The organism is Nocardia sp. NPDC023852, assembly GCF_040639505.1.
GTDB lineage: Bacteria > Actinomycetota > Actinomycetes > Mycobacteriales > Mycobacteriaceae > Nocardia.
In genome coordinates, this window is record NZ_JBFAAB010000019.1 from 1 (window position 1) to 20,872 (window position 20,872).

The 20,872-nt window shown below is 64.1% G+C and carries 29 protein-coding genes; 12 read left to right on the forward strand and 17 right to left on the reverse strand.

Annotation, left to right across the window (positions count from 1 at the left end):
- Window positions 1-56: 56 nt before the first annotated feature.
- From AB0H00_RS22970 to dtd, 4 genes are all read right to left on the reverse strand, one after another.
- Entirely contained in the window at window positions 57-551 is a 495-nt protein-coding gene (locus AB0H00_RS22970) for a YbaB/EbfC family nucleoid-associated protein (protein WP_357269499.1), read from the reverse strand.
- Between the two features lie 26 nt (window positions 552-577).
- Window positions 578-1,039 (reverse strand): hypothetical protein, encoded by a 462-nt coding sequence (locus AB0H00_RS22975; RefSeq protein WP_357269502.1) that lies wholly within the window; start codon window positions 1,037-1,039, stop codon window positions 578-580.
- A 192-nt stretch (window positions 1,040-1,231) separates the two neighbouring features.
- Window positions 1,232-2,767: a hypothetical protein gene (locus AB0H00_RS22980; RefSeq protein WP_357269505.1), complete on the reverse strand. Its 1,536-nt coding sequence runs from the start codon at window positions 2,765-2,767 to the stop codon at window positions 1,232-1,234.
- Window positions 2,768-3,153: 386 nt separating this feature from the next.
- On the reverse strand, window positions 3,154-3,597 hold the full coding sequence (gene dtd / locus AB0H00_RS22985) for a D-aminoacyl-tRNA deacylase (protein WP_357269508.1): 444 nt from the start codon (window positions 3,595-3,597) through the stop codon (window positions 3,154-3,156).
- A 223-nt stretch (window positions 3,598-3,820) separates the two neighbouring features.
- On the opposite strand from dtd, the gene AB0H00_RS22990 reads away from it, so the two are divergent.
- The 4 genes from AB0H00_RS22990 to AB0H00_RS23005 all read left to right on the forward strand — a co-directional run bounded on the left by AB0H00_RS22990 (window position 3,821) and on the right by AB0H00_RS23005 (window position 7,397).
- A complete protein-coding gene (locus AB0H00_RS22990) occupies window positions 3,821-5,344 on the forward strand; it encodes a hypothetical protein (RefSeq protein WP_357269511.1) in 1,524 nt (507 codons plus the stop codon).
- Between the two features lie 345 nt (window positions 5,345-5,689).
- The gene (locus AB0H00_RS22995) at window positions 5,690-6,139 is read left to right on the forward strand and encodes a DNA-directed RNA polymerase subunit beta (RefSeq protein WP_357269514.1); all 450 of its coding nucleotides are present in this window, start codon (window positions 5,690-5,692) and stop codon (window positions 6,137-6,139) included.
- Window positions 6,140-6,141: 2 nt separating this feature from the next.
- Entirely contained in the window at window positions 6,142-6,564 is a 423-nt protein-coding gene (locus AB0H00_RS23000) for a DUF4254 domain-containing protein (protein WP_357269517.1), read from the forward strand.
- 35 nt (window positions 6,565-6,599) lie between these two features.
- Complete coding sequence (locus AB0H00_RS23005; RefSeq protein ID WP_357269520.1) at window positions 6,600-7,397, forward strand: class I SAM-dependent methyltransferase; 798 nt, start codon at window positions 6,600-6,602, stop codon at window positions 7,395-7,397.
- A 123-nt stretch (window positions 7,398-7,520) separates the two neighbouring features.
- On the opposite strand, the gene AB0H00_RS23010 is transcribed toward AB0H00_RS23005, so the two are convergent.
- The 11 genes from AB0H00_RS23010 to rpsH form a co-directional block, all read right to left on the reverse strand.
- Window positions 7,521-7,784: a Txe/YoeB family addiction module toxin gene (locus AB0H00_RS23010; protein ID WP_357269523.1), complete on the reverse strand. Its 264-nt coding sequence runs from the start codon at window positions 7,782-7,784 to the stop codon at window positions 7,521-7,523.
- On the reverse strand, window positions 7,781-8,038 hold the full coding sequence (locus tag AB0H00_RS23015; RefSeq protein WP_357269526.1) for a type II toxin-antitoxin system prevent-host-death family antitoxin: 258 nt from the start codon (window positions 8,036-8,038) through the stop codon (window positions 7,781-7,783). The genes AB0H00_RS23010 and AB0H00_RS23015 overlap by 4 nt, the downstream gene beginning before the upstream one ends.
- 30 nt (window positions 8,039-8,068) lie before the next feature.
- A complete protein-coding gene (gene map / locus AB0H00_RS23020; protein WP_357269529.1) occupies window positions 8,069-8,866 on the reverse strand; it encodes a type I methionyl aminopeptidase in 798 nt (265 codons plus the stop codon).
- Between the two features lie 30 nt (window positions 8,867-8,896).
- On the reverse strand, window positions 8,897-9,442 hold the full coding sequence (locus AB0H00_RS23025; protein ID WP_357269532.1) for an adenylate kinase: 546 nt from the start codon (window positions 9,440-9,442) through the stop codon (window positions 8,897-8,899).
- The gene (gene secY, locus AB0H00_RS23030; protein ID WP_357269535.1) at window positions 9,439-10,761 is read right to left on the reverse strand and encodes a preprotein translocase subunit SecY; all 1,323 of its coding nucleotides are present in this window, start codon (window positions 10,759-10,761) and stop codon (window positions 9,439-9,441) included. The genes AB0H00_RS23025 and secY overlap by 4 nt, the downstream gene beginning before the upstream one ends.
- 180 nt (window positions 10,762-10,941) lie before the next feature.
- The gene (gene rplO / locus AB0H00_RS23035; protein WP_327112598.1) at window positions 10,942-11,385 is read right to left on the reverse strand and encodes a 50S ribosomal protein L15; all 444 of its coding nucleotides are present in this window, start codon (window positions 11,383-11,385) and stop codon (window positions 10,942-10,944) included.
- Window positions 11,382-11,579 (reverse strand): 50S ribosomal protein L30, encoded by a 198-nt coding sequence (gene rpmD, locus AB0H00_RS23040; protein WP_327112596.1) that lies wholly within the window; start codon window positions 11,577-11,579, stop codon window positions 11,382-11,384. Before rpmD ends, rplO begins: the two co-directional genes overlap by 4 nt.
- Complete coding sequence (gene rpsE, locus AB0H00_RS23045; RefSeq protein WP_357269539.1) at window positions 11,579-12,241, reverse strand: 30S ribosomal protein S5; 663 nt, start codon at window positions 12,239-12,241, stop codon at window positions 11,579-11,581. The genes rpmD and rpsE overlap by 1 nt, the downstream gene beginning before the upstream one ends.
- Window positions 12,242-12,284: 43 nt before the next feature.
- On the reverse strand, window positions 12,285-12,692 hold the full coding sequence (gene rplR, locus AB0H00_RS23050; RefSeq protein ID WP_357269542.1) for a 50S ribosomal protein L18: 408 nt from the start codon (window positions 12,690-12,692) through the stop codon (window positions 12,285-12,287).
- Between the two features lie 2 nt (window positions 12,693-12,694).
- Window positions 12,695-13,234, reverse strand: coding sequence for a 50S ribosomal protein L6 (gene rplF / locus AB0H00_RS23055; protein WP_357269546.1), 540 nt, complete (start codon window positions 13,232-13,234; stop codon window positions 12,695-12,697).
- Between the two features lie 15 nt (window positions 13,235-13,249).
- Window positions 13,250-13,648 carry a 30S ribosomal protein S8 gene (gene rpsH, locus AB0H00_RS23060; RefSeq protein ID WP_357269550.1) on the reverse strand — a complete coding sequence of 133 codons (399 nt, stop codon included), beginning with the start codon at window positions 13,646-13,648 and terminating at the stop codon, window positions 13,250-13,252.
- 312 nt (window positions 13,649-13,960) lie between these two features.
- On the opposite strand from rpsH, the gene AB0H00_RS23065 reads away from it, so the two are divergent.
- The 8 genes from AB0H00_RS23065 (at window position 13,961) to AB0H00_RS23100 (ending at window position 18,749) form a co-directional block, all read left to right on the forward strand.
- Entirely contained in the window at window positions 13,961-14,269 is a 309-nt protein-coding gene (locus tag AB0H00_RS23065; RefSeq protein ID WP_357269554.1) for a WXG100 family type VII secretion target, read from the forward strand.
- Window positions 14,269-14,556, forward strand: coding sequence for a WXG100 family type VII secretion target (locus AB0H00_RS23070; protein WP_357269557.1), 288 nt, complete (start codon window positions 14,269-14,271; stop codon window positions 14,554-14,556). Before AB0H00_RS23065 ends, AB0H00_RS23070 begins: the two co-directional genes overlap by 1 nt.
- Entirely contained in the window at window positions 14,556-15,764 is a 1,209-nt protein-coding gene (locus AB0H00_RS23075; protein WP_357269560.1) for a colicin E3/pyocin S6 family cytotoxin, read from the forward strand. Before AB0H00_RS23070 ends, AB0H00_RS23075 begins: the two co-directional genes overlap by 1 nt.
- Window positions 15,765-15,803: 39 nt before the next feature.
- A complete protein-coding gene (locus AB0H00_RS23080; RefSeq protein WP_357269563.1) occupies window positions 15,804-16,004 on the forward strand; it encodes a hypothetical protein in 201 nt (66 codons plus the stop codon).
- A gap of 79 nt (window positions 16,005-16,083) precedes the next feature.
- The gene (locus AB0H00_RS23085; protein WP_357269566.1) at window positions 16,084-16,257 is read left to right on the forward strand and encodes a hypothetical protein; all 174 of its coding nucleotides are present in this window, start codon (window positions 16,084-16,086) and stop codon (window positions 16,255-16,257) included.
- Between the two features lie 210 nt (window positions 16,258-16,467).
- Window positions 16,468-16,839 carry a YbaB/EbfC family nucleoid-associated protein gene (locus AB0H00_RS23090; protein ID WP_357269568.1) on the forward strand — a complete coding sequence of 124 codons (372 nt, stop codon included), beginning with the start codon at window positions 16,468-16,470 and terminating at the stop codon, window positions 16,837-16,839.
- Window positions 16,840-16,904: 65 nt separating this feature from the next.
- Window positions 16,905-17,558 carry a Uma2 family endonuclease gene (locus AB0H00_RS23095; RefSeq protein WP_357269571.1) on the forward strand — a complete coding sequence of 218 codons (654 nt, stop codon included), beginning with the start codon at window positions 16,905-16,907 and terminating at the stop codon, window positions 17,556-17,558.
- A 984-nt stretch (window positions 17,559-18,542) separates the two neighbouring features.
- Window positions 18,543-18,749, forward strand: coding sequence for a hypothetical protein (locus AB0H00_RS23100; protein ID WP_357269574.1), 207 nt, complete (start codon window positions 18,543-18,545; stop codon window positions 18,747-18,749).
- Between the two features lie 123 nt (window positions 18,750-18,872).
- On the opposite strand, the gene AB0H00_RS23105 is transcribed toward AB0H00_RS23100, so the two are convergent.
- On the reverse strand, window positions 18,873-19,445 hold the full coding sequence (locus AB0H00_RS23105; RefSeq protein WP_357269577.1) for a Uma2 family endonuclease: 573 nt from the start codon (window positions 19,443-19,445) through the stop codon (window positions 18,873-18,875).
- Between the two features lie 108 nt (window positions 19,446-19,553).
- Window positions 19,554-20,831 (reverse strand): Fic family protein, encoded by a 1,278-nt coding sequence (locus tag AB0H00_RS23110; protein WP_357269580.1) that lies wholly within the window; start codon window positions 20,829-20,831, stop codon window positions 19,554-19,556.
- Between the last annotated feature and the right edge of the window lie 41 nt (window positions 20,832-20,872).

Genomic DNA, 20,872 nt, shown 5'->3' on the forward strand with positions numbered 1-20,872 from the left:
AATGCCGGGCCCTCGACATTAAACGCCACCACACACCCCCAACCGGCGCACCATCATCACCAAGACGAGTCAGTCACCCCGGACTGCGACGCATCACGGTCGAGCTGTTCCGTACCAGTGAATTCCATAGCCTCGGATTCAGCCGCGAGCCGTTCCGGCGAGCCGAGCGGCGCGAGAGAAACCCGCGGCGCCGCAGGCACCAAATCGAGGATATCGAGAGCACCAGGCGCGAGCTCGGAAAGCTTCGGAACCCGAGAGCTCTGCTCCTGCAGCGAAGCCGTCAATCCCGCGGTTTTGCGCTGCATTTCGGTGGTGGCATTCTGCGCGGCTTCGGTGACGGCTTTCGCGATCTCCGCATAGCTCAAGTCGCCGATATCGTCGGCAAAATGGGTTTCGATGACCGTGCCTTCGGCGTTGATCGACACCGTGACACGCTTGTTCGCCGCCGATCCCGTCGCGGTGAGCAGCATCCACTGCCGCTGCATATTCTCGATCGACTTCATTCCGGCTTGTACGGAATCGACCAGATCCGTCAACCGCGCCGCCGACATCTCCTCATTGCCCACGCCTGGCTCGCTCACTTCCGTAGCTTGCCCGCGCGCTCGAGTACTTCTCCCCTGCGCTCGAGCGCTTGCCTAGCGCGGTCGAGCGCTTCTCTGCTCTGCGACTGATCACGCACTTGCTCGTTGAATGCGCGTATATCCTTGTTGTACTCGAGTATTTGCCTATTGTGCTCTTCCATCGCAATGAGCTTCTTCTTGGCTTCCCCGAAAGCCGGCCCGAACCCCTCGGGACCGTTCGCGAAATCCTCGTAGGACTTGAAGACCTCGACCTGGCTTTTATAGCCCGCGATCAGACCATCATTGTTCTCGCCGTCAGCGATGGTGCGGCCGGTCTCGCCGGTGCCCCAGCATCCCCAGTACTCCTGGAACACCGCCTCCATCTCGGCACTGACCACATTGACCTCATCGGCGAGATCCACCATCTCCTTCTGGATCTTCCCCGCGTGCCCGCTTTTGAAGGCGAACGTATCGGCCATGGCACCCACCTCGATCTGTCAGGCTTCGCTATTTGAACTATTTTTACACGAACCAGCCCATCGGATTTCCCACATGAGGGAACGATCAAACCCTCACCAGGGTTCAACGGCGCATTCTTCCCCGCCGAGCACTGTCTGAATGCGGCATATGGTCACTCGCTGAATGCCACACCCAGACAGCTCGGGACCAGGTCAGGCGCGGGAACCTTGCCGTTCCTGGTAGCGCTGCTCGAAGCCTTCGACGAAGGTGGTCGGGGCGACCGACGAGGACGAGTGCTCCAGGACGCCGTCGTCGGCGATGTAGAAGATGGCCCGGCCGATCGCGATCTCGCCACGAGGCACCGGCACGTACACCATCCAGCCACAGCTGAACCGATCGGCGACCAACTGTTCCAGCGGATAGCCGGTGGTGTCCAGTTGACGCCCCTCGATGTAGCTGCGGACCCGGAAGATGGCCTCTTCCTCCGGCATTCGCTCCGGCAGCGACATGACCACACCGGCCAGCGACAACTGGTACATGGCGCCGTCGATGTCGTAGCGACCGTCGTCACCGAAGACGTTGATCACCGTATCCCTGGTGACCACACCGACTTCCGCGGCTGATACCAGCGCCGCGGCGGCGGCGCGCTGCGCTGCGGTGGGCTGCTGCGCAACCAGGCCTGCGACAATCCCCGCGACCGTGTCGGCGGTCCACACACCGGGTACCGCGGTGGCGCAGTGCTCCGCGGCTGGCGATTCGCCGCGATACCAGCGGCCCGCGTCCCACCAGTAGCAGAACGACATCAACCCGGTGGCAGCGCGCGGGTTGAGCACCGGGTTGGCCACCCAATCCGGCGCTCCGGCATAGAAGTTCGGCATATCGGCGCCATCGTTGTAGGTGGCGTTCAGGTTCGGCGACTCCCATACGCCACCGGACAGCACTGCTCGCCCGCCGGGTAGCGAGTACAGCGTGGACCCGCCGCGGCGAGAGCTTTCGAACCAGCCCATCGACGGCATCACACGAGGGCCCCAATCGGATCCGGCCGCGACGAACGACGCGGAGATCACCGCCCACCGCGCCCACATCTCCGGGAAGTCCGGAAATTCGTTCTCCGCCAACACCGGCCACACCCGCGCAGCCCGATCGGTGCGCGCGTCCTCGGCGGCGTCCTGCGGGGTTCGCGACTGCCGGTTGTTGTGGCCGACATAGGCTGCCAGCCACACCGGCAGGTCGTCGCGCGGATACTCGTCCAGGTCCGCCCGGTAGGCCTCCGGCTCGAACAGCTGACCGTCCGGGAACGGCTCGTCACCGAAGTCGTAATCGACCTCGAACTCGCCGTCCGCACTCAGCCGCAGCAACAGCCGCCACCACGGTTCACCGTCCTGCTCGGCTACCAGCGCACGCTGCTGCCGCACCAGCTCCAGCACCGCTGCCGGCGGCTCCACCCGCACCGACCGTTCGCCATCGGCGTAGACGACCTGCGCCACCTCGGACGCGACGGTCAGCGCGAACACCGCGTCCAACTGCTGCCATCCGGGCGGTCCTACCTCGGCGAGCCCGTCGGCGGCGCGGCGCGCCAGCACCTGCGCCTCGTCCTGCGGCTCGGAGGCTACGTCTTCGTCGGCAGCGTCCTCGACGGCCTCCGGCTCAGCGGGCTCCGCCGAATCATCCGGGGCGAGGCTGAAGCCCACATCCGGCGCCTCGGCTTTGTCCTCCGGGCCTGGGTTTTCCTTGTCTTGATCGCTCACTACTCAGATCCTGACCGCGCGTGTGATGCATTTACTGGAACCAAAACAGTATGAGAGAGGATTTTCGCGCCCTCTTCCGACCTCTTCACCAGCCGCTGGCCCCCGACCACGACGCCCTCCTCATCCACCGAACCAGTGGCCAAGTTTACATAGCCTGGCCAGGATATTTCCCAACAGAGGGAATGTGCGGACCCCTACAGGTTCAACCTCGGCGCGACGCGAAGAAGCCGGGGGTTCGACGGCACCCGGCCAGATCATTGCGATACTCCGGATACCGGGATACCCGGGGCCTCCGGCCGCCGCCGAGATGACGATGGCCCGAACAGCATAGGCGGCGCGAGCATGAACGAGTCGACAGCCACTGGCGCGAAGCACCGCCGATTCGCTCAAATCTCCAGCAGCAGGGTGACCGGACCGTCGTTCACCAGCTCGATCCGCATATGCGCGCCGAACCGACCGGTGGCGACCGTGGCGCCCATTTCACGCAGCGCCTGCGCGAAGACATCGACGAGGGGTTCCGCGGTGGCGCCGGGAGCAGCTGCGGACCATGAGGGGCGCCGGCCTTTGGCGGTGGCCGCGTATAGGGTGAACTGACTGACCACCAGGATCGGAGCGCGTAGATCCGCGGCCGAGCGCTCGCCCTCCAGAATTCGCAGCCGCCACACCTTGTCGGCCAACGCCTTCGCGTTCGCCGCGGTGTCGGAGTGCGTCACGCCGACCAGAACGAGCAGACCGTGTGGAACACCGTGATCCGCCGGGTCGATGCGACCGACCACTTGGTCGTCGACGGTCACCTGCGCCGAGGTCACGCGCTGCAAGAGGGCTCGCACGACTCTCGATCATGCCTTGCCCAAGGCCCGGACAGCCCCTGGGTGGCCTGCGCCGACGCGCTCATGACTCCAACGCGCTCGCGCTCGGCTCCACCATGACCCCCACAGCCCAGCGCTCGGGCCTACCGAGCCTCGACGGATGCAGGTGCGCGCGGGCGGCAACCGTGACAGACTCGCTCAGAAAAGAAGCGTTGCGCGGGCCGCCGCGCGTTGGCGGAGGATCATGCTGGAAACGAGGATCGCGATGGATCTGGACGCGCTGGAGCGCCGGATCGGCGACGATCGGTATGCGGCCCTTGACCGTTCGGTCGAATCCGATCTGCGGCTCGCCACCTCCCTCGGCGAACTCGCCAAGGGCCTGATCGCCACCAAGACCAACGGGTCGGCCCGGGATCGGACCAGGGAGGCGCTTGCGCCCGCCGAGGAAGCGGTGGCGATCCGCCTGCGCCTGCTCTCCAGGGGCCAGGTTCTGACGGCACGCCTCGCGGGCGAGCTGAATGATGCGCTCCGATCCTTCGAGCAGGCAGCGCGGCACAGCGGTCGCAGGGAACTCGCGACGACGACGATTCGCCGCGCATGCGACGTGTACCGGCATGTGGCCAGGGCACATCCGGAAGTCGCCGGTCCCTGCGCCGACGGGCTGTCCAAGTGCGGCGTCTGGCTGGGCAGACTCGACCAGGCCGCCGCGGTGGCGGCGACCGAGGAGGCGGCCCGCATACGCGCCGCACTCGCCGCCGCGAATCCGGACCTCTCCGGCAAGTACCTCGCCAGCCTGAGCACCCTGCTGCGGACGCTGATGGTCGGTCGCTCGCGCAAACAAGCCATCGCCATGTATCGCGAACGGTATTCGGTCCTGACCTCCACGAGCATGTCGATCCGATTGCGCGCGTGCGGGATTCAAGATCTGGATCTCACGCCCAAATCGCATCGCGCTCTGCTCGAGCTGGGCTGCCGCACGCTCGAACAGGCCGGGCGGCTGACCCAGCAGCAGGTCATGTTCAAGTCCTCCGGCGACCTGTCGACCGTCGAGGAGATCAACTGGAAGTTGGCCCTGGTCGGCCTGCGACCGCTCACGCCGGGTTCGGAGCCGGACCCGCCTTCGATGCCGGTGCAGATCGGCGCCACCTTCGGGGCGCTGAGCGTGTACTGCCCGGAACGCGATACCGTCGCCCAAGTGCGCGCCGCGATCATCGCGGCCTACGCGATCGACGACGCCTACCCTCTCGACCGTGACAGTTACCTCGGTGCGCACGGGGACAACTGGAAGATCGCCGATCCCCAGGTGAACACCGCGAGCGCCCTCGGCGACGACATCGTGCTGATCGATCAGCCTTACGGCGGCTGGGTGACGGTCATGAGCCTGAACTGGGAGCTCACGCCGGTGGCGAAACATCCACTGGCACTGCGCCTTTCCCAGGACTGGCCGGTGGCGGCGATCACGGTCACCGAGAACGTGGCCTACGAGCTGTGCTGGTACGAGCACGGCGCGGCCACCCAGTATGCCGCGCTCGGCCGTCCGGCCGGGCAGGCACCGCTCGACAAGCCGCTCGCGCCACTGGACTTCAAGACCCTCGCCGACTACAACGCCGACCGGGCGACCGAGACCAAGCTCCGTGCCGCCTTCGGCAACACGAAGATGTTCTCGAACCTCACCTACCTGCCCGACAGCGGCCTGCGGCAGATCAGCGTCACCACGCCACTGGCCGAGCACGGCGACCGGGCGCTGTTCTTCCGAACGACGCCCTGAGCCGGGCCGCAGGATCGCGGCAGATTTGTGCTGCGATAGCGAACGGCGATGGACAGAATGCCCCGCGGCCCCGACTTCTCCCGCGCGCAGGTCATTTGACCAGCAGTTAGCGAGACTAGCTGAATACAGGAAATTTGCGTCGAATGTCCCTGGTCACCGCACTTGTCGGCCATCGAAGCGCAGAGGAATTCTCGAGAACAAATTGAACGGAATGTTTATCCCCTTCCATCGAGTGCTCTACTGAGACAGCGCCCAGATGGTGCGCCGGATCACAGTACCGACGCCGCAGCACCGACGGGACGGCCCGAGAAAACAGACGAAGCTAGCCGAGGCCCCATGGACCAAATGGCGTTAGCGGATACACCGACCGCACGATGCGCCTACTACCGACACACCTGCGATCTGCCCGCCGGAGTCCACCCCGAGATCGGCCGAATCGTCGTCCGGGCCGGCTTCGTCGGTGCGATCACGATGCCCGCCGCGCTCGGGCAGCAGGTCCGCGACGAACTCGCCCACCGCCGAATCGAATGGGGCCCGATCATTTCCCACGTGCGGTCCGGACGATGGACCTTCCTGATCCGGCCTGATCTATCCGACGACGTCCGGCTGTTCGCCGAACTGTTCCGTCTCAACGTGTCGATCGTGCCCAGCGGCGGCGAGATCGCACTGCCCTCCCCCGTCGATGCCCACGTCAGGTACCGGCGATGGATCGTGCCTCCGCGGAACGGTTTCCGCCCTTTCGGCTCGTCCATCGTCGACACCGTCCGCTCGTGCATGAGAGCAGGGAAACGATAACGATGGCGTCCCTGCCCGCAAAACATCAAGTACTGCAAGCGTGCAGAGGCGAGCTGTCGGAGGGCAACCCGATGCTGCGCTGTGCGCATGAGCTGACGACACTGCACGAGCGCAGGCTCGCCATGACCGATGCGGACGCCGACGAGATCGACGCGTTGCGCACGAGGCTGATTCGCGATATCGACCGCTGGATCACTGTGCAGGTGCCACCCGCACACGGCGCGGCACACGTGCACACCGAGACCATCGGCGCTGTGATCGACCGCCTGGCCAAGTTCACCGCGCACGCCTACGCGGCGCTCGCCAGAGCCTCCGAATGGGACCTCCGGGAGGCCTGGCAGCGCCTCGGCGAGCTTGCCGTCGGCTATGACGATCTGGCGGCCGAAGTCTGCGCGGGCATCCGACGACTACCCGGCGCATCGTAGGGGCGGCCGCCGCGCCCCGCCCGTAGGGTTGACGCATGGGGAATTCGATCGAGCATGACGTCGCGGCAACTTCCTTGCGTGCCGAGCGGGCGAACTCCTTCGGCGCGCACGCCGCCGCCTACGCCGAGCACCGGCCGGACTACCCAGCGGCCGCCATCCAGTGGGCACTGAAACCTATTGCGCACAAGCAGGCTCCGGTCGTTCTCGACCTCGGCGCAGGTACCGGCAAGCTCACCGAGGGACTGCTCGCAGCCGGCGCTACCGTGATCGCGGTCGAACCCGATGCCGAAATGCGCGCCGAGCTGGTCCGGCGGCTACCCGAGGTAACCACGTACGACGGTGCGGCGGAGTCTATTCCGCTGCCGAACAGCTCGGTTGACGCGATCGTGGCCGGGCAGGCGTTCCACTGGTTCGACCAGCAGCGCGCCTTCCCCGAGTTGGCGCGGGTACTGTGCGACGGCGGGGTGTTCGCAGCGCTCTGGAATACCGACGACATGCGGGTCGACTGGGTCGCCGGGCTAGCGCGCGTCGCCCGATCGGATACGTCGTCCCCACTGCCGAAATCGGGTGACGACGAGCTGCCCGCGCACGCGTTATTCCAGGATTTCGAGCACGCCGAGTTCCCGCATGCCCATCGGCGGACTGCCGAATCGCTCGCCGCGACCATCGGGACGTATTCGTACACGCTGGTAGTTTCGGCCCAACAACGAACCGACGTGCTCGGCCGTATCACGGACTATCTGCGCAGCAGGCCGGAAACGGTCGAGGGTGAGTTCGACATGCCACTGCGAACCCAGGTGATCCGCGCAGGCCGGGCCGACCTCGACGATTGACAATCGGAACCGCTGGACGGATGTGCCCCCATGCGACCGGCATACTGATTCGACGCCGAAGGTTGCGGCCCGGCTCAACTGTGGTGCCGGCGATAGCATCGTGAACCAGTTGCTAATTCGGGCCTAGGACTTGCCGTAGTTGCCGCCGCCCCGGACGATGACGATGTCCTCGCCGGCGACCTGGTAGACGATTCGATGTTCCTGAGTGAGCCGCCTCGACCGGAAACCGGCCAGCTGGTGCTTCAACGGCTCGGGTTTTCCGATGCCGTCGAATGGATCGCGCACAATGTCGGCGATCACCGCGTTCGCACGCTTCAGGACAGTGCGGTCACGCTGTAGAAAGGACGCGTACTCCTCCCACACAAGCTCCGTGAAGACGACCCTCACTCGAGCAGCTCATGCTCGTGAACGCGCCCGGCGCGGGCCTGTGCGATCGACTTCAGCAGCCTTGGCCCGTCGTCACTCAGCAACTCCAGCGTGGCGATAAGGGAGTCGTAGTCCTCCTTGGACATGAGGACAGCATTTCCCTGCCCCGACTTCGACACGATCTCGACGGTGTCATGATCCTCATTTACCCGCTTTACCAACGGAAACAGATGCTTCCGTGCCTCGCTGACGGTAATTTGCCTCGGCCATGCCACCTCGAATTGATGCCAGTCCGCCGGTAGCGCCTACTCCGGGCGAAGCGTGAGGATCCTGGGGCCGTCCTCGGTGACGGCGACGGTGTGCTCCCAATGTGCCGCACGACTGCCGTCGAGCGTGACCACGGTCCAGTCGTCGTCGAGCACCTTGGTCTGGGTGGTGCCGAGGGTGAGCATCGGCTCGATCGCGAGAACCGATCCCACTACGAGTCTCGGCCCCTTGCCCGGCTCGCCTTCGTTGGCGAGGAACGGGTCGAGGTGCATCTCCCGGCCGATGGCGTGACCGCCGTAGCCGTCGACGATGCCGTAGGCACGTCCGTGCTCCTTCTCGGCGGCGCGGGTGCCCAGCTCGATGGCGTGCGAGACGTCGGTGAGCCGGTTATCGGGCAGCATTGCCTCGATACCGGCCTCCATCGACAGCTTGGTCGCCTCGCTGAGCAGCCGGTCGGCCTCGATGATCGTGCCGACGCCGAAGGTCCAGGCCGAATCACCGTGCCAGCCGTCGAGAATCGCGCCGCAGTCGATGGAGACCAGATCACCCTCGGTGAGGATCTCCTCGGCACCCGGAATCCCGTGCACCACACGGTCGTTCACCGACGCGCAAATCGATGCGGGGAATCCGTGGTAGCCCTTGAACGACGGCACCGCGCCCGCATCTCGGATCACCTGTTCGGCGACCTCGTCCAGCTCCAGGGTGGATGCCCCGGGCTTGGCGGCCGCGCGCACGGCGACCAAGGCACGGCCGACGATCGCGCCCGCCGCCGCCATGGCGTCCAGTTCACCTGCCGTGCGAAACGGCACTACCTTCTTCTTGCGGTGGAAGACCATCCCGGCCTCAGCGCTCCAGCCCGAGCGGCATCAGTGGCCCAGGGCGCGCAGCGCCCGCGCGTTGACCTCGTCGACCTCGCCGACACCGTCCACCGTGACGACCAGCCCGTCGTAGTGCTCCAGCAGCGGCTCGGTCTCGTCGCGGTATACCCGGAGCCGGTTGCGGATCACGCTCTCGTTGTCATCGGCACGGCCACGGGCGAGCATCCGCCCCACCACCGTGTCTTCCGGCACGACGAAACACAGCACCGCGTCGAGCGTGGTGTCCATGTCCTTGAGGATCTTCTCCAGCGCGTCGGCCTGGTCGACCGTGCGCGGGTAGCCGTCCAGCACGAAACCGTTGACGGCGTCGGGCTCATTGACCCGCGCCTCGACCATGCGGTTGGTCACATCGCTCGGCACGAGATTGCCCGCGTCCATGTACTTCTGCGCTTCGCGCCCCAGCGGGGTCTGCTGGCTGATATTCGCGCGGAACAGGTCCCCGGTCGAGATGTGCGGGACGCCCAGCTTCTCCGACAGCAGGACGGCCTGGGTGCCCTTGCCGGCACCCGGCGGACCGAGCAGTACAACTCTCACTTGAGGAACCCTTCGTAATTTCGATTCATCAGCTGGCTCTCGATCTGCTTCACAGTGTCCAAACCGACGCTCACCATGATCAGCACCGCGGTACCGCCGAACGGAAGGTTCTGGGGGCCACCGGAGGAACCGATGTCGAGGAACAGGTTCGGCAGCACGGCGACCAGACCGAGGTAGATGGAGCCGGGGAGGGTGATGCGGCTCAGGACGAAGTTGAGATAGTCGGCGGTCGGCCTACCGGGTCGGTACCCCGGGATGAAGCCGCCGAACTTCTTCATCTCGTCGGCGCGTTCCTCCGGATTGAAGGTGATCGCGACGTAGAAGTAGGTGAAGAACACGATCAGACTGAAGTAGATCGCGATGTAGACCGGGTTCCCCGGATTCACCAGGTATTTCTGGATGATGTTCTGCCACCAGCTCGGGTCCGGGTTGTTCTGCGACGACGTCAGCTGCGCCACCAGGTTGGGCAGGTACAGCAGCGACGACGCGAAGATGACCGGGATGACGCCCGCCTGGTTCACCTTCAGTGGCAGATAGGTCGAGGAGCCGCCATACATCTTCCGCCCCACCACGCGCTTGGCGTATTGGACCGGAATCCGGCGCTGGCCCTGCTCGACGAAGATCACGGCGGTGATGATCGCCATGGCAGCGACACACACCAGGCCGAACACCAGACCACCACGGCTGTCCAGGATCGACTTGCCCTCGGTCGGGATGCGCGCGGCGATACCGGCGAAGATCAGCAGCGACATACCGTTGCCGATACCGCGCTCGGTGATCTGCTCGCCGAACCACATGACCAGCGACGCGCCCGCCGTCATCACGAGAACGATGACGATCATGCCGAAGACGCTGGTATTGGCGAGGATGTCCTTCTGGCAGCCCTGCAGTAGCTGGCCGCGGGCCGCGAGCGCGACAAGACCGGTCGCCTGCAGAATCGCCAATGCCACCGATAGATATCGGGTGTACTGCGTCATCTTGGTCTGGCCGGATTGGCCTTCCTTGCGCAATTCCTCGAACCGCGGGATGACGACGGTGAGCAGCTGGATGATGATGCTCGCGGTGATGTAGGGCATGATGCCGATCGCGAAAACCGACAGCTGCAGCAGCGCACCACCGGAGAACAGGTTGATCAGCTGGTAGATACCGGCGGACTCACCGCCGGAGACCAGGTCGATGCACTCCTGGACCGCCTTGTAGTCGACGCCGGGGGACGGCAGCGAAGCACCGGCGCGGTACAACGCGATCAACCCCAGCGTGAAGAGAATCTTCCGCCGTAAGTCCGGAGTCCGGAAGGCCGATACGAAGGCGGAAAGCACTGATCCTCCTGGCGAACGACATGGTCATGACATGGATATTTCAGCGATGTCCAGTTCCCTGATTCCGCTCGGGAGGGACGCCGAAAAACCACGACGAGGCTTTGGCAGACAACAATTGAACTCTAACAGTGGCATCGGACGAGCCTTCACTCGTCCGATGCCACTGCTTGCAGAGTACCGTCAGCCCAGCTCGGTGACGGTGCCACCGGCCGCGGTGATCTTCTCCTTCGCGGAGCCGGTGACCTTGTCCACGGTCACTTGTACCGCGACGCCGATCTCACCGTCGCCGAGGACCTTGACCAGCTGGTTCTTGCGAACCGCACCGGCGGCGACCAGCTCGGCCTTGCCGACCTCGCCGCCCTCGGGGAACAGCTTGGCGATCGCGCCGACGTTCACGACCTGGTATTCCGTGCGGAACCGGTTCGTGAAGCCCTTGAGCTTGGGCAGCCGCATGTGGATCGGCATCTGCCCACCCTCGAAGGCGGCCGGGACGTTCTTGCGCGCCTTGGTGCCCTTGGTACCACGGCCCGCGGTCTTGCCCTTGGAGCCCTCACCGCGACCCACCCGGGTCTTCTCGGTCTTGGCGCCGGGAGCCGGACGCAGGTGATGCAACTTGATGGTCATCGTGAACCTTCCTGCCCGACTTCTTCAACGGTCACGAGGTGGCGCACGACGTTGATCAGGCCCCGGTTCTGAGGGGTGTCCTCACGAACCACGGTCTGCCGGATCTTGCGCAGACCGAGCGTGCGCAGGCTCTCACGCTGGTTCTTCTTGGCGCCGATCGTGCTCTTGATCTGGGTCACTTTGAGATCTGCCATTACCTGGCACCTCCCGCTGCCTGAGCGCGCGCACGCAGCATGCCCGCAGGGGCAACGTCCTCGAGCGGCAGGCCACGGCGAGCCGCGACCTCTTCCGGACGCTGCAGCATCTTGAGCGCGGCAACGGTCGCGTGCACAACGTTGATGGCGTTGTCACTGCCGAGCGACTTCGCCAGAATGTCATGAATGCCGGCGCATTCCAGCACGGCACGCGCCGCACCACCGGCGATCACACCGGTACCCGGGGAGGCCGGGCGCAGCATGACCACACCGGCCGCCGCCTCGCCCTGCACCGGATGGGTGATGGTGCTGCCGATCATCGGAACGCGGAAGAAGCCCTTGCGAGCCTCCTCGACACCCTTCTGGATGGCCGCGGGAACTTCCTTGGCCTTGCCGTAGCCGACGCCGACCAGACCGTTGCCATCACCGACGATCACGAGGGCGGTGAAGCTGAAGCGACGACCACCCTTCACGACCTTGGAGACACGGTTGATCGCGACGACCCGCTCGAGCTGGTTCTTCTCGGCGGCGTTGTCGCGGCGGTCGCCGCCACCACGACGGTCGCCGCCACCACCGCGACGATCGCCGCGGCCGCCCTCGGGGGCGCTGCCATTCTGTCCGGCGGGTCCGTTTCCGCCGTCACGCCTCTGACGTCCCGGCATCAGACGTTCCTTCCGTTCATTCGAGTCTTGAGCAGTGTGGTCATCAGAACTTCAACCCACCTTCGCGAGCGGCATCGGCCAGGGCGGCGATCCGGCCGTGGTAGTCGTGACCACCACGGTCGAACACAACGGCCTCGACACCAGCGGCCTTGGCCCGTTCGGCCAGCAGCTGGCCGACCTTCTTGCCCTTGGCCGACTTGTCGCCGTCGAGCGCACGCACGTCGGCCTCGATGGTCGAGGCGGCGGCAATGGTCTTGCCGATCGAGTCGTCGACCAGCTGCGCGTGCAGGTGACGCGAGGAGCGGTTGACCACCAGGCGCGGACGCTCGGTGGTGCCTGCGACCTTCTTGCGCAGGCGGAAATGACGGCGCACCTTCGACAGGCGGCGCGTGGTCGAGACATCTTTGCCACGCGGGATGCGCTTGATCTTCTGGTTTTCGGTTTGCGCCATGATCACTTACCCGTCTTTCCGACCTTGCGGCGAACGACCTCGCCTGCGTAGCGGATGCCCTTGCCCTTGTACGGGTCGGGCTTGCGCAGACCGTGGATGACCGCCGAAATCTGGCCGACCTTCTGCTTGTCGATTCCGGACACGGAGAACTTGGTGGGCGATTCCACGGCGAACGTGATGCCCTCGGGCGCCTCGATCGGCACCGGGTGGCTGTAGCCGAGGGCGAACTCGAGGTTCTGGCCCTTGAGCGCCACACGGTAACCGACGCCGAAGATTTCCATCTTCTTCTCATAGCCCTGAGTCACACCGACGATCATGTTCGACACGAGGGTGCGGGTGAGGCCGTGCAGCGAGCGGCTGCGGCGCTCGTCGTCCGGACGAGCGATCTCGAGCTGGCCGTCCTCGCCCTTGGCGACGGTGATCGGCTCGGCGATGGTCAGCGAGAGGGTGCCCTTGGGCCCCTTCACCGCCACATCCTGTCCGTCGACGCTGACGTCGACGCCAGCCGGAATTGCGATGGGCTTCTTACCAATACGCGACATTTGTCCTGACCTCCCTTACCAGACGTAAGCGAGGACTTCGCCGCCCACGCGCTGCTTGGCCGCCTGCTTGTCGGTCAGCAGGCCGGAAGACGTGGAGATGATCGCCACGCCGAGGCCGCCGAGCACCTTGGGCAGGTTTGTGGATTTGGCGTACACACGCAGACCGGGCTTGGAGACACGGCGCACACCGGCGAGGCTGCGCTCGCGGCTCGGGCCGTACTTGAGGTCGACGACGAGGGTCTGGCCCACGGTCGCCTCCTCGGTCCGGTAGTCGGCGATGTAGCCCTCACGCTTGAGGATCTCGGCGATGTTCGCCTTGAGCTTCGAGTGCGGAGCCTTCACCTGATCGTGGTACGCCGAGTTGGCGTTGCGCAGACGGGTCAGGAAGTCTGCGATCGGATCAGTCATGGTCATGGTTCGACCTAGACACCTTTCTTGCTGCGGTTCCCATGCAACACCGACATGCACGTCGGCATGCGCGGCGGTGGGCCTACAACAATTCGGATGGTCCGGCCGACATTTGCCGACCGGATGAGGTTCGATCGCCCGGGCACACCGTACGCATGCGGACATGGAGGTGCCCAGGCAACCGCTCTAGTGTAGGCAACGCCCAGCTAGCCGCCAAATCCGGCCTGGTCGGCGCGCCCTCGCCTCATGCGCAGCACCCGTTCCCGATCCGTCGCACAACAGCAGATCACTTGTGTGCGTTCGTGATAACGTCGCACGGTGCACGGCGATCCCGCACAGATGCACGCCGCAGCCGACCGTATGACGGCAAGGGTGAATGAGTTCTGGGACGACATCGAGGCGCTGCGCAAGGAAGCCGACGCTCTCATGTCCTCCGACTGGATCGGTGAGGCGGCCGATACACATGCCGCATCGTGGACCGAGTGGGTGGATTCCGCTCGAAAGATCGCTACCGCCCTGAGCGAGGACGCGGCGTTGGTACATCAGGCCGCTGACCGGTACACGAAAACCGACGAGAGCAGTGCGAGCGACATTACGTATGTTCAGTTCAACCTGGACAATCTCTGATGCCCGCCTACGTTGCCGATACCGAGCGGATTCTGGCCCTCGTCGAGAAAGCTCGACAAATCGGCCAGCGGATCGAGCAACGCATCGCCGACGTCGAGCGTGAAGTCGCCGCGCTGCATATCGAGTGGGAAGGCAGCGCCGCCGAGGCACACCGGACAAAACATGACACCTGGCACCGCGAGGTGAACGACATGAAGTCGGCGCTCGAGGGCCTCGAATCCGCCGCCCGAGCCGCGCGCGATCGGTACCTGGCCAACATAGCTCACAACCAGCGAATGTGGCCCTGATGGCGCCCATCACCATGGACCCGGGCATCCTGTACGGCGCCGCAGCACTGTACGAAACCGCCCGAAACAGCGCCGATGGTGTCATCAAGACCCTCGCCGCGGCCCTCGACAAGGACTGGGGCTGCGCGGGCAGCGACAGCGCGGGCCGCACCTGGACGACCAGTTACGACCCGGCCGCCTCCGACGCCGTGGCCGCTGGAACAAATATTGTCAACGCGTTCGGCAAGCTGCACGACCTCCTCGCCTTCACTGCCGTCAATCACGTCAATACCGAGAGACTCAACAAGACACCTCCAGAAACGCCGGAACCCGCACCCGCGGTCCTTGCGACCACGAGCGCGTCGGCATTCAAGGGCGCATTCGGCGGTGACACCGACCCGCCATTCGGCTGGAGCCTGATCAGCAGCTGGCTGCAAGGGCACACTTGGCCGAACGGAGACCCCGACAAGCTGAGGAGGCTCGGGAAAACGTGGAGAGACGCGGCTAAAGGGTTACGCATTGCCAGCGACGGAACCGGACAGGCGTGGTTGAACCTCGAGGAAATTGCCTCGGACGAGCTGCCACAGGCCCTTGCCCAGATGGACGCGGTTTTCACGAGCGTCGAGAAAGTCGCGACGCAATACGAAAGTCTCGGCAGCGCATGTGACGATTGGGCACAGCAGATCGAGGACGCGCACCACAAGATCCTCGCCATCCTCGCCGGGGCGCTCGGCATCGGCCTGATCGCAGGCGTTCTGGTCGGAATCTTCACCGCGGGAACAGGCGCCGTAGGGACGACTGCTGCTGCAGGCAGCTCGGCCGGCGCCGCCATCGTCACCGTACTCATCGCGTTCGACGCCGCCGCCGCAGTCGCGGCAGGCGTCACCGTTGCCGCGGGCGCGGCAGCCATTGGCGTGGCCACCGACCTGCAACCCCTCCTCGAAGCCAACCCCAGCCAGTTCAATGCCAGCACGAACGCAGGTGGAAACAACTGGCACTATCAGCCCGCACCCAAGGATCTACCGGCGTTTCCCAAAGCCAAGTGGGCGAAGAGTATGGGCCGACGGAAACGGTGGGTAGACGATGATGGAAACATCTATGAATGGGATTATCAGCATGGCGCCGTCGAGAAGTACAGTAAAAATGGAAAGCATCTAGGAGAATATGACCCCAAGACAGGCGAGCAGACAAAGCCACCTGACCGGACACGAAAACCCGAGGGAAAATAGATGTGGCATTTAGGGGCATTCGACAAGAATTCTGGCCTGATGGTTCAGGAATACATTCTTCGAGGGATGGACGGACCGATGCTGAAGAGAATGTTGAATCTCGACGACAGCGAGTACCCGGTGGAAGCTGCTCAGCACGATGTTCCCGTGTCGAAGCTCGGAGAACTTGCCCACTATATCACCGAGCCGTTCACGGTGGATGATTCGTTCGATTACGAGGTGGGCTTTACAATCGACTGACAAGATCGTAATAATGTGGCATCTAGAGGAATACTCAGGGGAATCGCAAGAATTCATACGAGAATATGTATTGAACGGAATGGATGGACCGACCCTGAAGGAGATTCTGGACTTCGACGAGAGTGAATATCCGATCGAATCTGCAGAGAATCCGATTCATCCTCTGAACCTGACCACGTTGGCGAAGTTCACAGATGAGCCGATCCAGATCGAAGAATCCCACTTGTATTTCATAGGCCTCCACAGCGACTGAATAGCCGATACGGCCCGACATCGAATAAATTCGGAGAAGCAACATGTGGCACCTCGAGGCGCTCGACAAGCAGTCTGAGCTACTAGTGCGCGACTACCCATTCGCCGGCGACTTCGCGATGGATAACTCATGCGACTATCAAGTGGGATATTACCAGGAATAGGTCAGGATCACCTGAGGCCCCTGTCAATCCGACCTTCAGGAGTCGTCGTGGATTATTTGGACCAATGGAATGAAGAGCAACGCCGTGCCGCAGCGGAATGGCGGCGCAAGAATTACGACTTGCAGCAGGCTCTCGCGCGGATCGCGGTTCGCGCCGGCTCTCGTAACGGCGAGCTGAGCGTTTCGGTCGACGCGCACGGCAAAGTCACTGGCCTGCGGCTCACGCCACAGGCGCTCCGGCTCGGCGAAGCCCAGCTCGCGCGAGCGCTACTGGAGACGATCCAGCGTGCGCAATCGGACGCGCGGCACCAGGTAGAAACCGCATCACGCCCCTACACCGAGGCCCCAGAGGCCGCTGCCGCGATGACGTTCCTCCGCGAGGCTTTGGGCAACGACGCACTACCCGAAAACCAACCCTGATCTACCCGCCACACGGGCGCGCCGGCAAGCCGGAGGGTGTCGCTGCTCGGGACTACCATGACACCATGTCGAGTCCGCGAACCGATCGGCCGGACCTCCCCGAGTTCATGAGCTGGGAGGAGCTCGAGCAGCTACCCGAGGAGATCGCCGGGCAGATCGAACTGTGGAACGGGCGGGTTGTCTGGCTACGGCGGGGGCCTGCAGAACATCAAGCGTTCACGTTCGCGCTGACAAGCGCACTCAAGCAATGCGCACGCAAGGGCATGTCGGAACAGCCAGAAAGCTGCTGGCGCGTCGACTTCGAAACCAATGTGTTCTTCGGCGAAACCGGAAAGTCCGACTTCGTCACCCCCGACTTCCTTGCCTATCGTTGCCTGGACACCCCCTACCAAGACATCCGCGCCAAGGATGTTCTTCTCGTGGGCGAAGTACTGTCTCCGTCGAACACGCAGACCGACATGGAGGAAAAAAAGGCGCGTTACGCCAAAGCGGGCATCCCCTGGTACTGGGAGGTGACGCTGGAGCGCGAGAAGAGCGCCATCGCGATGGTCTACGCCTTCGCACTGGAGACCACCCACGGCAAACTCCCGCCCGGCGTGCACCCACTGCACCCGGCCAACTACCTACTTACCGGCAAGTGGTCACCGAAAGATTCCGAGGCCATAGCCATCGACTTCCCGTTCCCGATCCATATCCCTTGGTCGGATCTCGAGTTTTGAGTTCCGCACCGGCCAAGCCACAAGGCAACGGGATTCGTCTCACCTTCGGGCACGATGCCAGCGACACCTACCTGCCTGATCAAACAGGGCCGTACACACCGCCGTTTCGTAAAATGGCGGCGCAAGCGGCTCCCTCTGCTCTAGGGCCAACGAAGGCCGTTGTGCTTCCGCGACGACTCGGACGGCTTGTGATGCTGGGCGCCGAGGCGCGACAAGGGACGTCTCGTCGACATTGTTGTAATTCATGTTGGTCGGGTCGACGAGCTGCGCCTCGCGCGTACACCTGCAAGTACCGGGTAATCACGTGGCGCCTCTAGGCGTAAACCCGATCTGCCAGCGGAAGCGCGCCCTCAGAAGCTCCTGGTGAGGTACACCATTATCGCGCTCAGCGCCCATACCCCGACCGTGAAAGCCACCGCCTCCCACCTCGCCCGCGCGAAGGCGAACCACACGGCAGCCGAGATGAGCATGGCCACAAGTGGCGCTGTCCGGTAGTCCCAGGAGACGAAGTCGCACCCTCGCGGGCGCTTTCGCCGCAGCGGGACTACGGGTCGCCAGACTACAAAGGTGATCCGGTCATGATGAGCTACGACGGGTTCATAGTCATCGTCGACCCTAGTACTGATGACCACGGCACCGTGTATCGACCGGATGACCCGCGAGGCGAGTGCATCCGGATAACCGGGCAGAGTGACAATCCATCACTCGGACCTTCGAACGTTCCCGGCGGCACCGGCGGTACACCGCCGGGAAAGCCTGGCGGAAATCGGTGATATGGCGACACAAGAAGAGAGGCAACGTTGGAGTTCAATATGTCGACGCTGACCCCCAGGGAGCACGACTTCGTGGACTCAGCACTGGCCAGCTGGACCGGGGTGTCGACGAACGCGCCGATTCCGGTGCGGGCCGCTTGGCTTTCCCGACCGCGACAGGTTCAAGGAAGAAGTCGATAGGCTCCGTCGCGCGGTCGCCGACCATGCGACATTGACCGAGGTCGAGACAGCCAGAGTCTTGTTTCTGAGCGAACTGGCGTTCGGCAGCGACCTGTTCGGCGCTGGAGTCGAGTTCCAACTGGTCAGCCCGATGCGAGACGCCGAAGCAATTACGATCCTGCGTTCACTCCAGCGAAAGCTTTTCACGCGCGCCGGAGCAAGAGCACTCTTCGAGCCCGAGTTGTACGCACCCGAGTAGGAGCTGCAGTCGGATATCGACCACAGCCGACAATCGAGTCATGCCCCGCACGCGAAAGCGCGGCGGGCAGCATCATCCGCAAACTCCGTGTCGTGGAGGTACTCCTCCTGCACGGTCCGGTGGTTAGCGGACCAAGTCGGCGAAGCTGATATCGCCGAGCACCACATGCTCCAAACGGACGAATCCGTCGCGGTGCAGGCGATATTCGGCGGCGTGGGCGTCGAGCCGGAATTCCCGCACCTCTTCGATGTCGAATTCGGTGTCGAGAACGACAACCAGGTAGAGCGGAATACCTGCGCGGGCGTACTGAGCCTTTTTGTCCAGGAAGTCTTCGGCGGCAGTGGACGGCGAAGATACCTCCACGACGATCAGCGCGTCACCGGCCTCCGGCTTCGCTCCACGCTCGGGCAAGCAGCGATACACCGTCACATCCGGTCTCCGAAAGGTGAACTTCGGTATTCGCCAGAGCACGACATCTATATCGGTCTCGACTCGGATGCACGGTTCAGTGCTCGGCAATTCCTCCATCGAGCCGGCCAAGCGGCGTGCCACGCGATTATGTTCAGGCACTGGCGATTCACAGACGATCACATGTCCGTGCACGACCTCGATCTCGCGCGCGACACCCTCGGGCAGCTGGAGGTACTGATCCTCGGTCATCTCGTGCGGCAAATGGTCCGATGCCCGGATCGTCATGACCGCAGCCTACCCAAGCCAATCGATTCGATCGGCCCGTGGTGAGCGCAGCACCGGCTAGGTTGCAGGCACGAGTCCGGTCGAGCGGTCCTAGGACGAACCGCCGGGCTACCTCTTCTTCGACGGCACCGGGCGTGTGGGATCCGAAGTCTGTGTATCCCCATCCGGACTGGCGAGACGCCGTTCCAACGCGGTGGACGCGGCGATCGCCTCGGGCGACTCGAACGCCCTGTTGCGACGGCCGACGGTGAGCTGCCGCAAGATTCCGGCCGCGTGCAAACGCTCGACGGCGGCATTCGTGGCGGGGAAACTGCGCCCGATCAAGGTTGCCGCGGTGGCGACCGTGAGAATCGGGGCGCCGACAAGCTTGCCGAGCAGCAGGTCCAGCGCGGAGTTTGCCCGCACCGGCGCCACTCGACGCCGCCACGATTGCTGCAATTCGGCAGCTCGCACTTCGAAAGCGGTCGCGTCCTCGGCTGCACGGGTGCAAGCGGCGGCGAAACGCGCTACCCAGATGTTCAGGTCATCGGTGGCCTGCTCGGAATTGGGCGCACCGACATATCGGAAGCGAGTCAGACCATCGATGTAACTATCGCTCCACGTGGCGAGGATCAGCGACACGGGCGCGATAACGCGCTCGGCTACGCCGCGTCGGCGAAGGATCAGATGGATCAACGCTCGACCGGTTCGGCCGTTGCCGTCGATGAATGGATGGATCGTTTCGAACTGGCCGTGCGCGATCGCGGCTTGCGCGACGGCGGGCAGATCGTCGCTGTTGCAAAAGAGGACCAGGTCCTTCATCAGCTCGGGCACATATTCCGGCGGTGGCGGGACAAATGCGGCCGCGCAGGGGTTGAAGGAGCTGCCACCGATCCAGTTCTGCACATCGCGTAGACATCCGCCGTGCTGCGCGAGTCTGGTGCCGGCCAGCAATCGTCGATGAACTTCGAGCAAAATATTTTCGGTGATCGGCTCACCACGACCGACCGCATCGGCGGCCACCGCCATAGCGTCGATATTCGCCATGACCTCGGCGGCTGTCACATCGAATAATTCGCCCTCCAGTTGGCGCGCCGCCTCTGCGCGCAGAAGTCGACGTGCGCCGACCACCAGGCCCTCGATCCGTGACGATGCGATGGCCTCGGCGCGCAGCAGCAACCGAGACAACACTTCGGTCTCGACGAGGGCTTTCGCCTCGGTGGCGAGGCGAGTGATCGCCACCTCTGCGTCAACCACGTCGGCGGCGGTTTCGCTGGTCAGGACAATCCGACGGCCAACCAGCGGATCGGGCAGGTACACCTGGTAAGTGCCGGACCCACGATCTCTCCGGGACAGGCCGCTGCCATCGAGGTTGCCCGCCCACCGCCGCTGGACAAACTCGGCCATGACACCTCCTTATTAAAGCTTAACGAATAATCTTTAATAAG

Excerpts from the sequence above, each read along its gene's own strand:
- AB0H00_RS22975 (WP_357269502.1), bottom strand. The coding sequence starts at position 1,039 with ATGGCCGATACGTTCGCCTTCAAAAGCGGGCACGCGGGGAAGATCCAG.
- AB0H00_RS23110 (WP_357269580.1), bottom strand. The coding sequence starts at position 20,831 with ATGGCCGAGTTTGTCCAGCGGCGGTGGGCGGGCAACCTCGATGGCAGC.
- rplR (WP_357269542.1), bottom strand. The coding sequence starts at position 12,692 with ATGGCGCAAACCGAAAACCAGAAGATCAAGCGCATCCCGCGTGGCAAA.
- AB0H00_RS23000 (WP_357269517.1), top strand. The coding sequence starts at position 6,142 with ATGGCGTCCCTGCCCGCAAAACATCAAGTACTGCAAGCGTGCAGAGGC.
- rpsE (WP_357269539.1), bottom strand. The coding sequence starts at position 12,241 with ATGCCGGGACGTCAGAGGCGTGACGGCGGAAACGGACCCGCCGGACAG.
- AB0H00_RS22990 (WP_357269511.1), top strand. The coding sequence starts at position 3,821 with ATGCTGGAAACGAGGATCGCGATGGATCTGGACGCGCTGGAGCGCCGG.
- AB0H00_RS23080 (WP_357269563.1), top strand. The coding sequence starts at position 15,804 with ATGGTTCAGGAATACATTCTTCGAGGGATGGACGGACCGATGCTGAAG.
- rplF (WP_357269546.1), bottom strand. The coding sequence starts at position 13,234 with ATGTCGCGTATTGGTAAGAAGCCCATCGCAATTCCGGCTGGCGTCGAC.
- AB0H00_RS23070 (WP_357269557.1), top strand. The coding sequence starts at position 14,269 with ATGCCCGCCTACGTTGCCGATACCGAGCGGATTCTGGCCCTCGTCGAG.
- rpsH (WP_357269550.1), bottom strand. The coding sequence starts at position 13,648 with ATGACCATGACTGATCCGATCGCAGACTTCCTGACCCGTCTGCGCAAC.
- AB0H00_RS22970 (WP_357269499.1), bottom strand. The coding sequence starts at position 551 with ATGTCGGCGGCGCGGTTGACGGATCTGGTCGATTCCGTACAAGCCGGA.
- AB0H00_RS23085 (WP_357269566.1), top strand. The coding sequence starts at position 16,084 with ATGGATGGACCGACCCTGAAGGAGATTCTGGACTTCGACGAGAGTGAA.
- AB0H00_RS23075 (WP_357269560.1), top strand. The coding sequence starts at position 14,556 with ATGGCGCCCATCACCATGGACCCGGGCATCCTGTACGGCGCCGCAGCA.
- AB0H00_RS22995 (WP_357269514.1), top strand. The coding sequence starts at position 5,690 with ATGGCGTTAGCGGATACACCGACCGCACGATGCGCCTACTACCGACAC.
- AB0H00_RS23095 (WP_357269571.1), top strand. The coding sequence starts at position 16,905 with ATGTCGAGTCCGCGAACCGATCGGCCGGACCTCCCCGAGTTCATGAGC.
- map (WP_357269529.1), bottom strand. The coding sequence starts at position 8,866 with ATGGTCTTCCACCGCAAGAAGAAGGTAGTGCCGTTTCGCACGGCAGGT.
- AB0H00_RS23005 (WP_357269520.1), top strand. The coding sequence starts at position 6,600 with ATGGGGAATTCGATCGAGCATGACGTCGCGGCAACTTCCTTGCGTGCC.
- rplO (WP_327112598.1), bottom strand. The coding sequence starts at position 11,385 with ATGACCATCAAGTTGCATCACCTGCGTCCGGCTCCCGGCGCCAAGACC.
- AB0H00_RS23105 (WP_357269577.1), bottom strand. The coding sequence starts at position 19,445 with ATGACGATCCGGGCATCGGACCATTTGCCGCACGAGATGACCGAGGAT.
- rpmD (WP_327112596.1), bottom strand. The coding sequence starts at position 11,579 with ATGGCAGATCTCAAAGTGACCCAGATCAAGAGCACGATCGGCGCCAAG.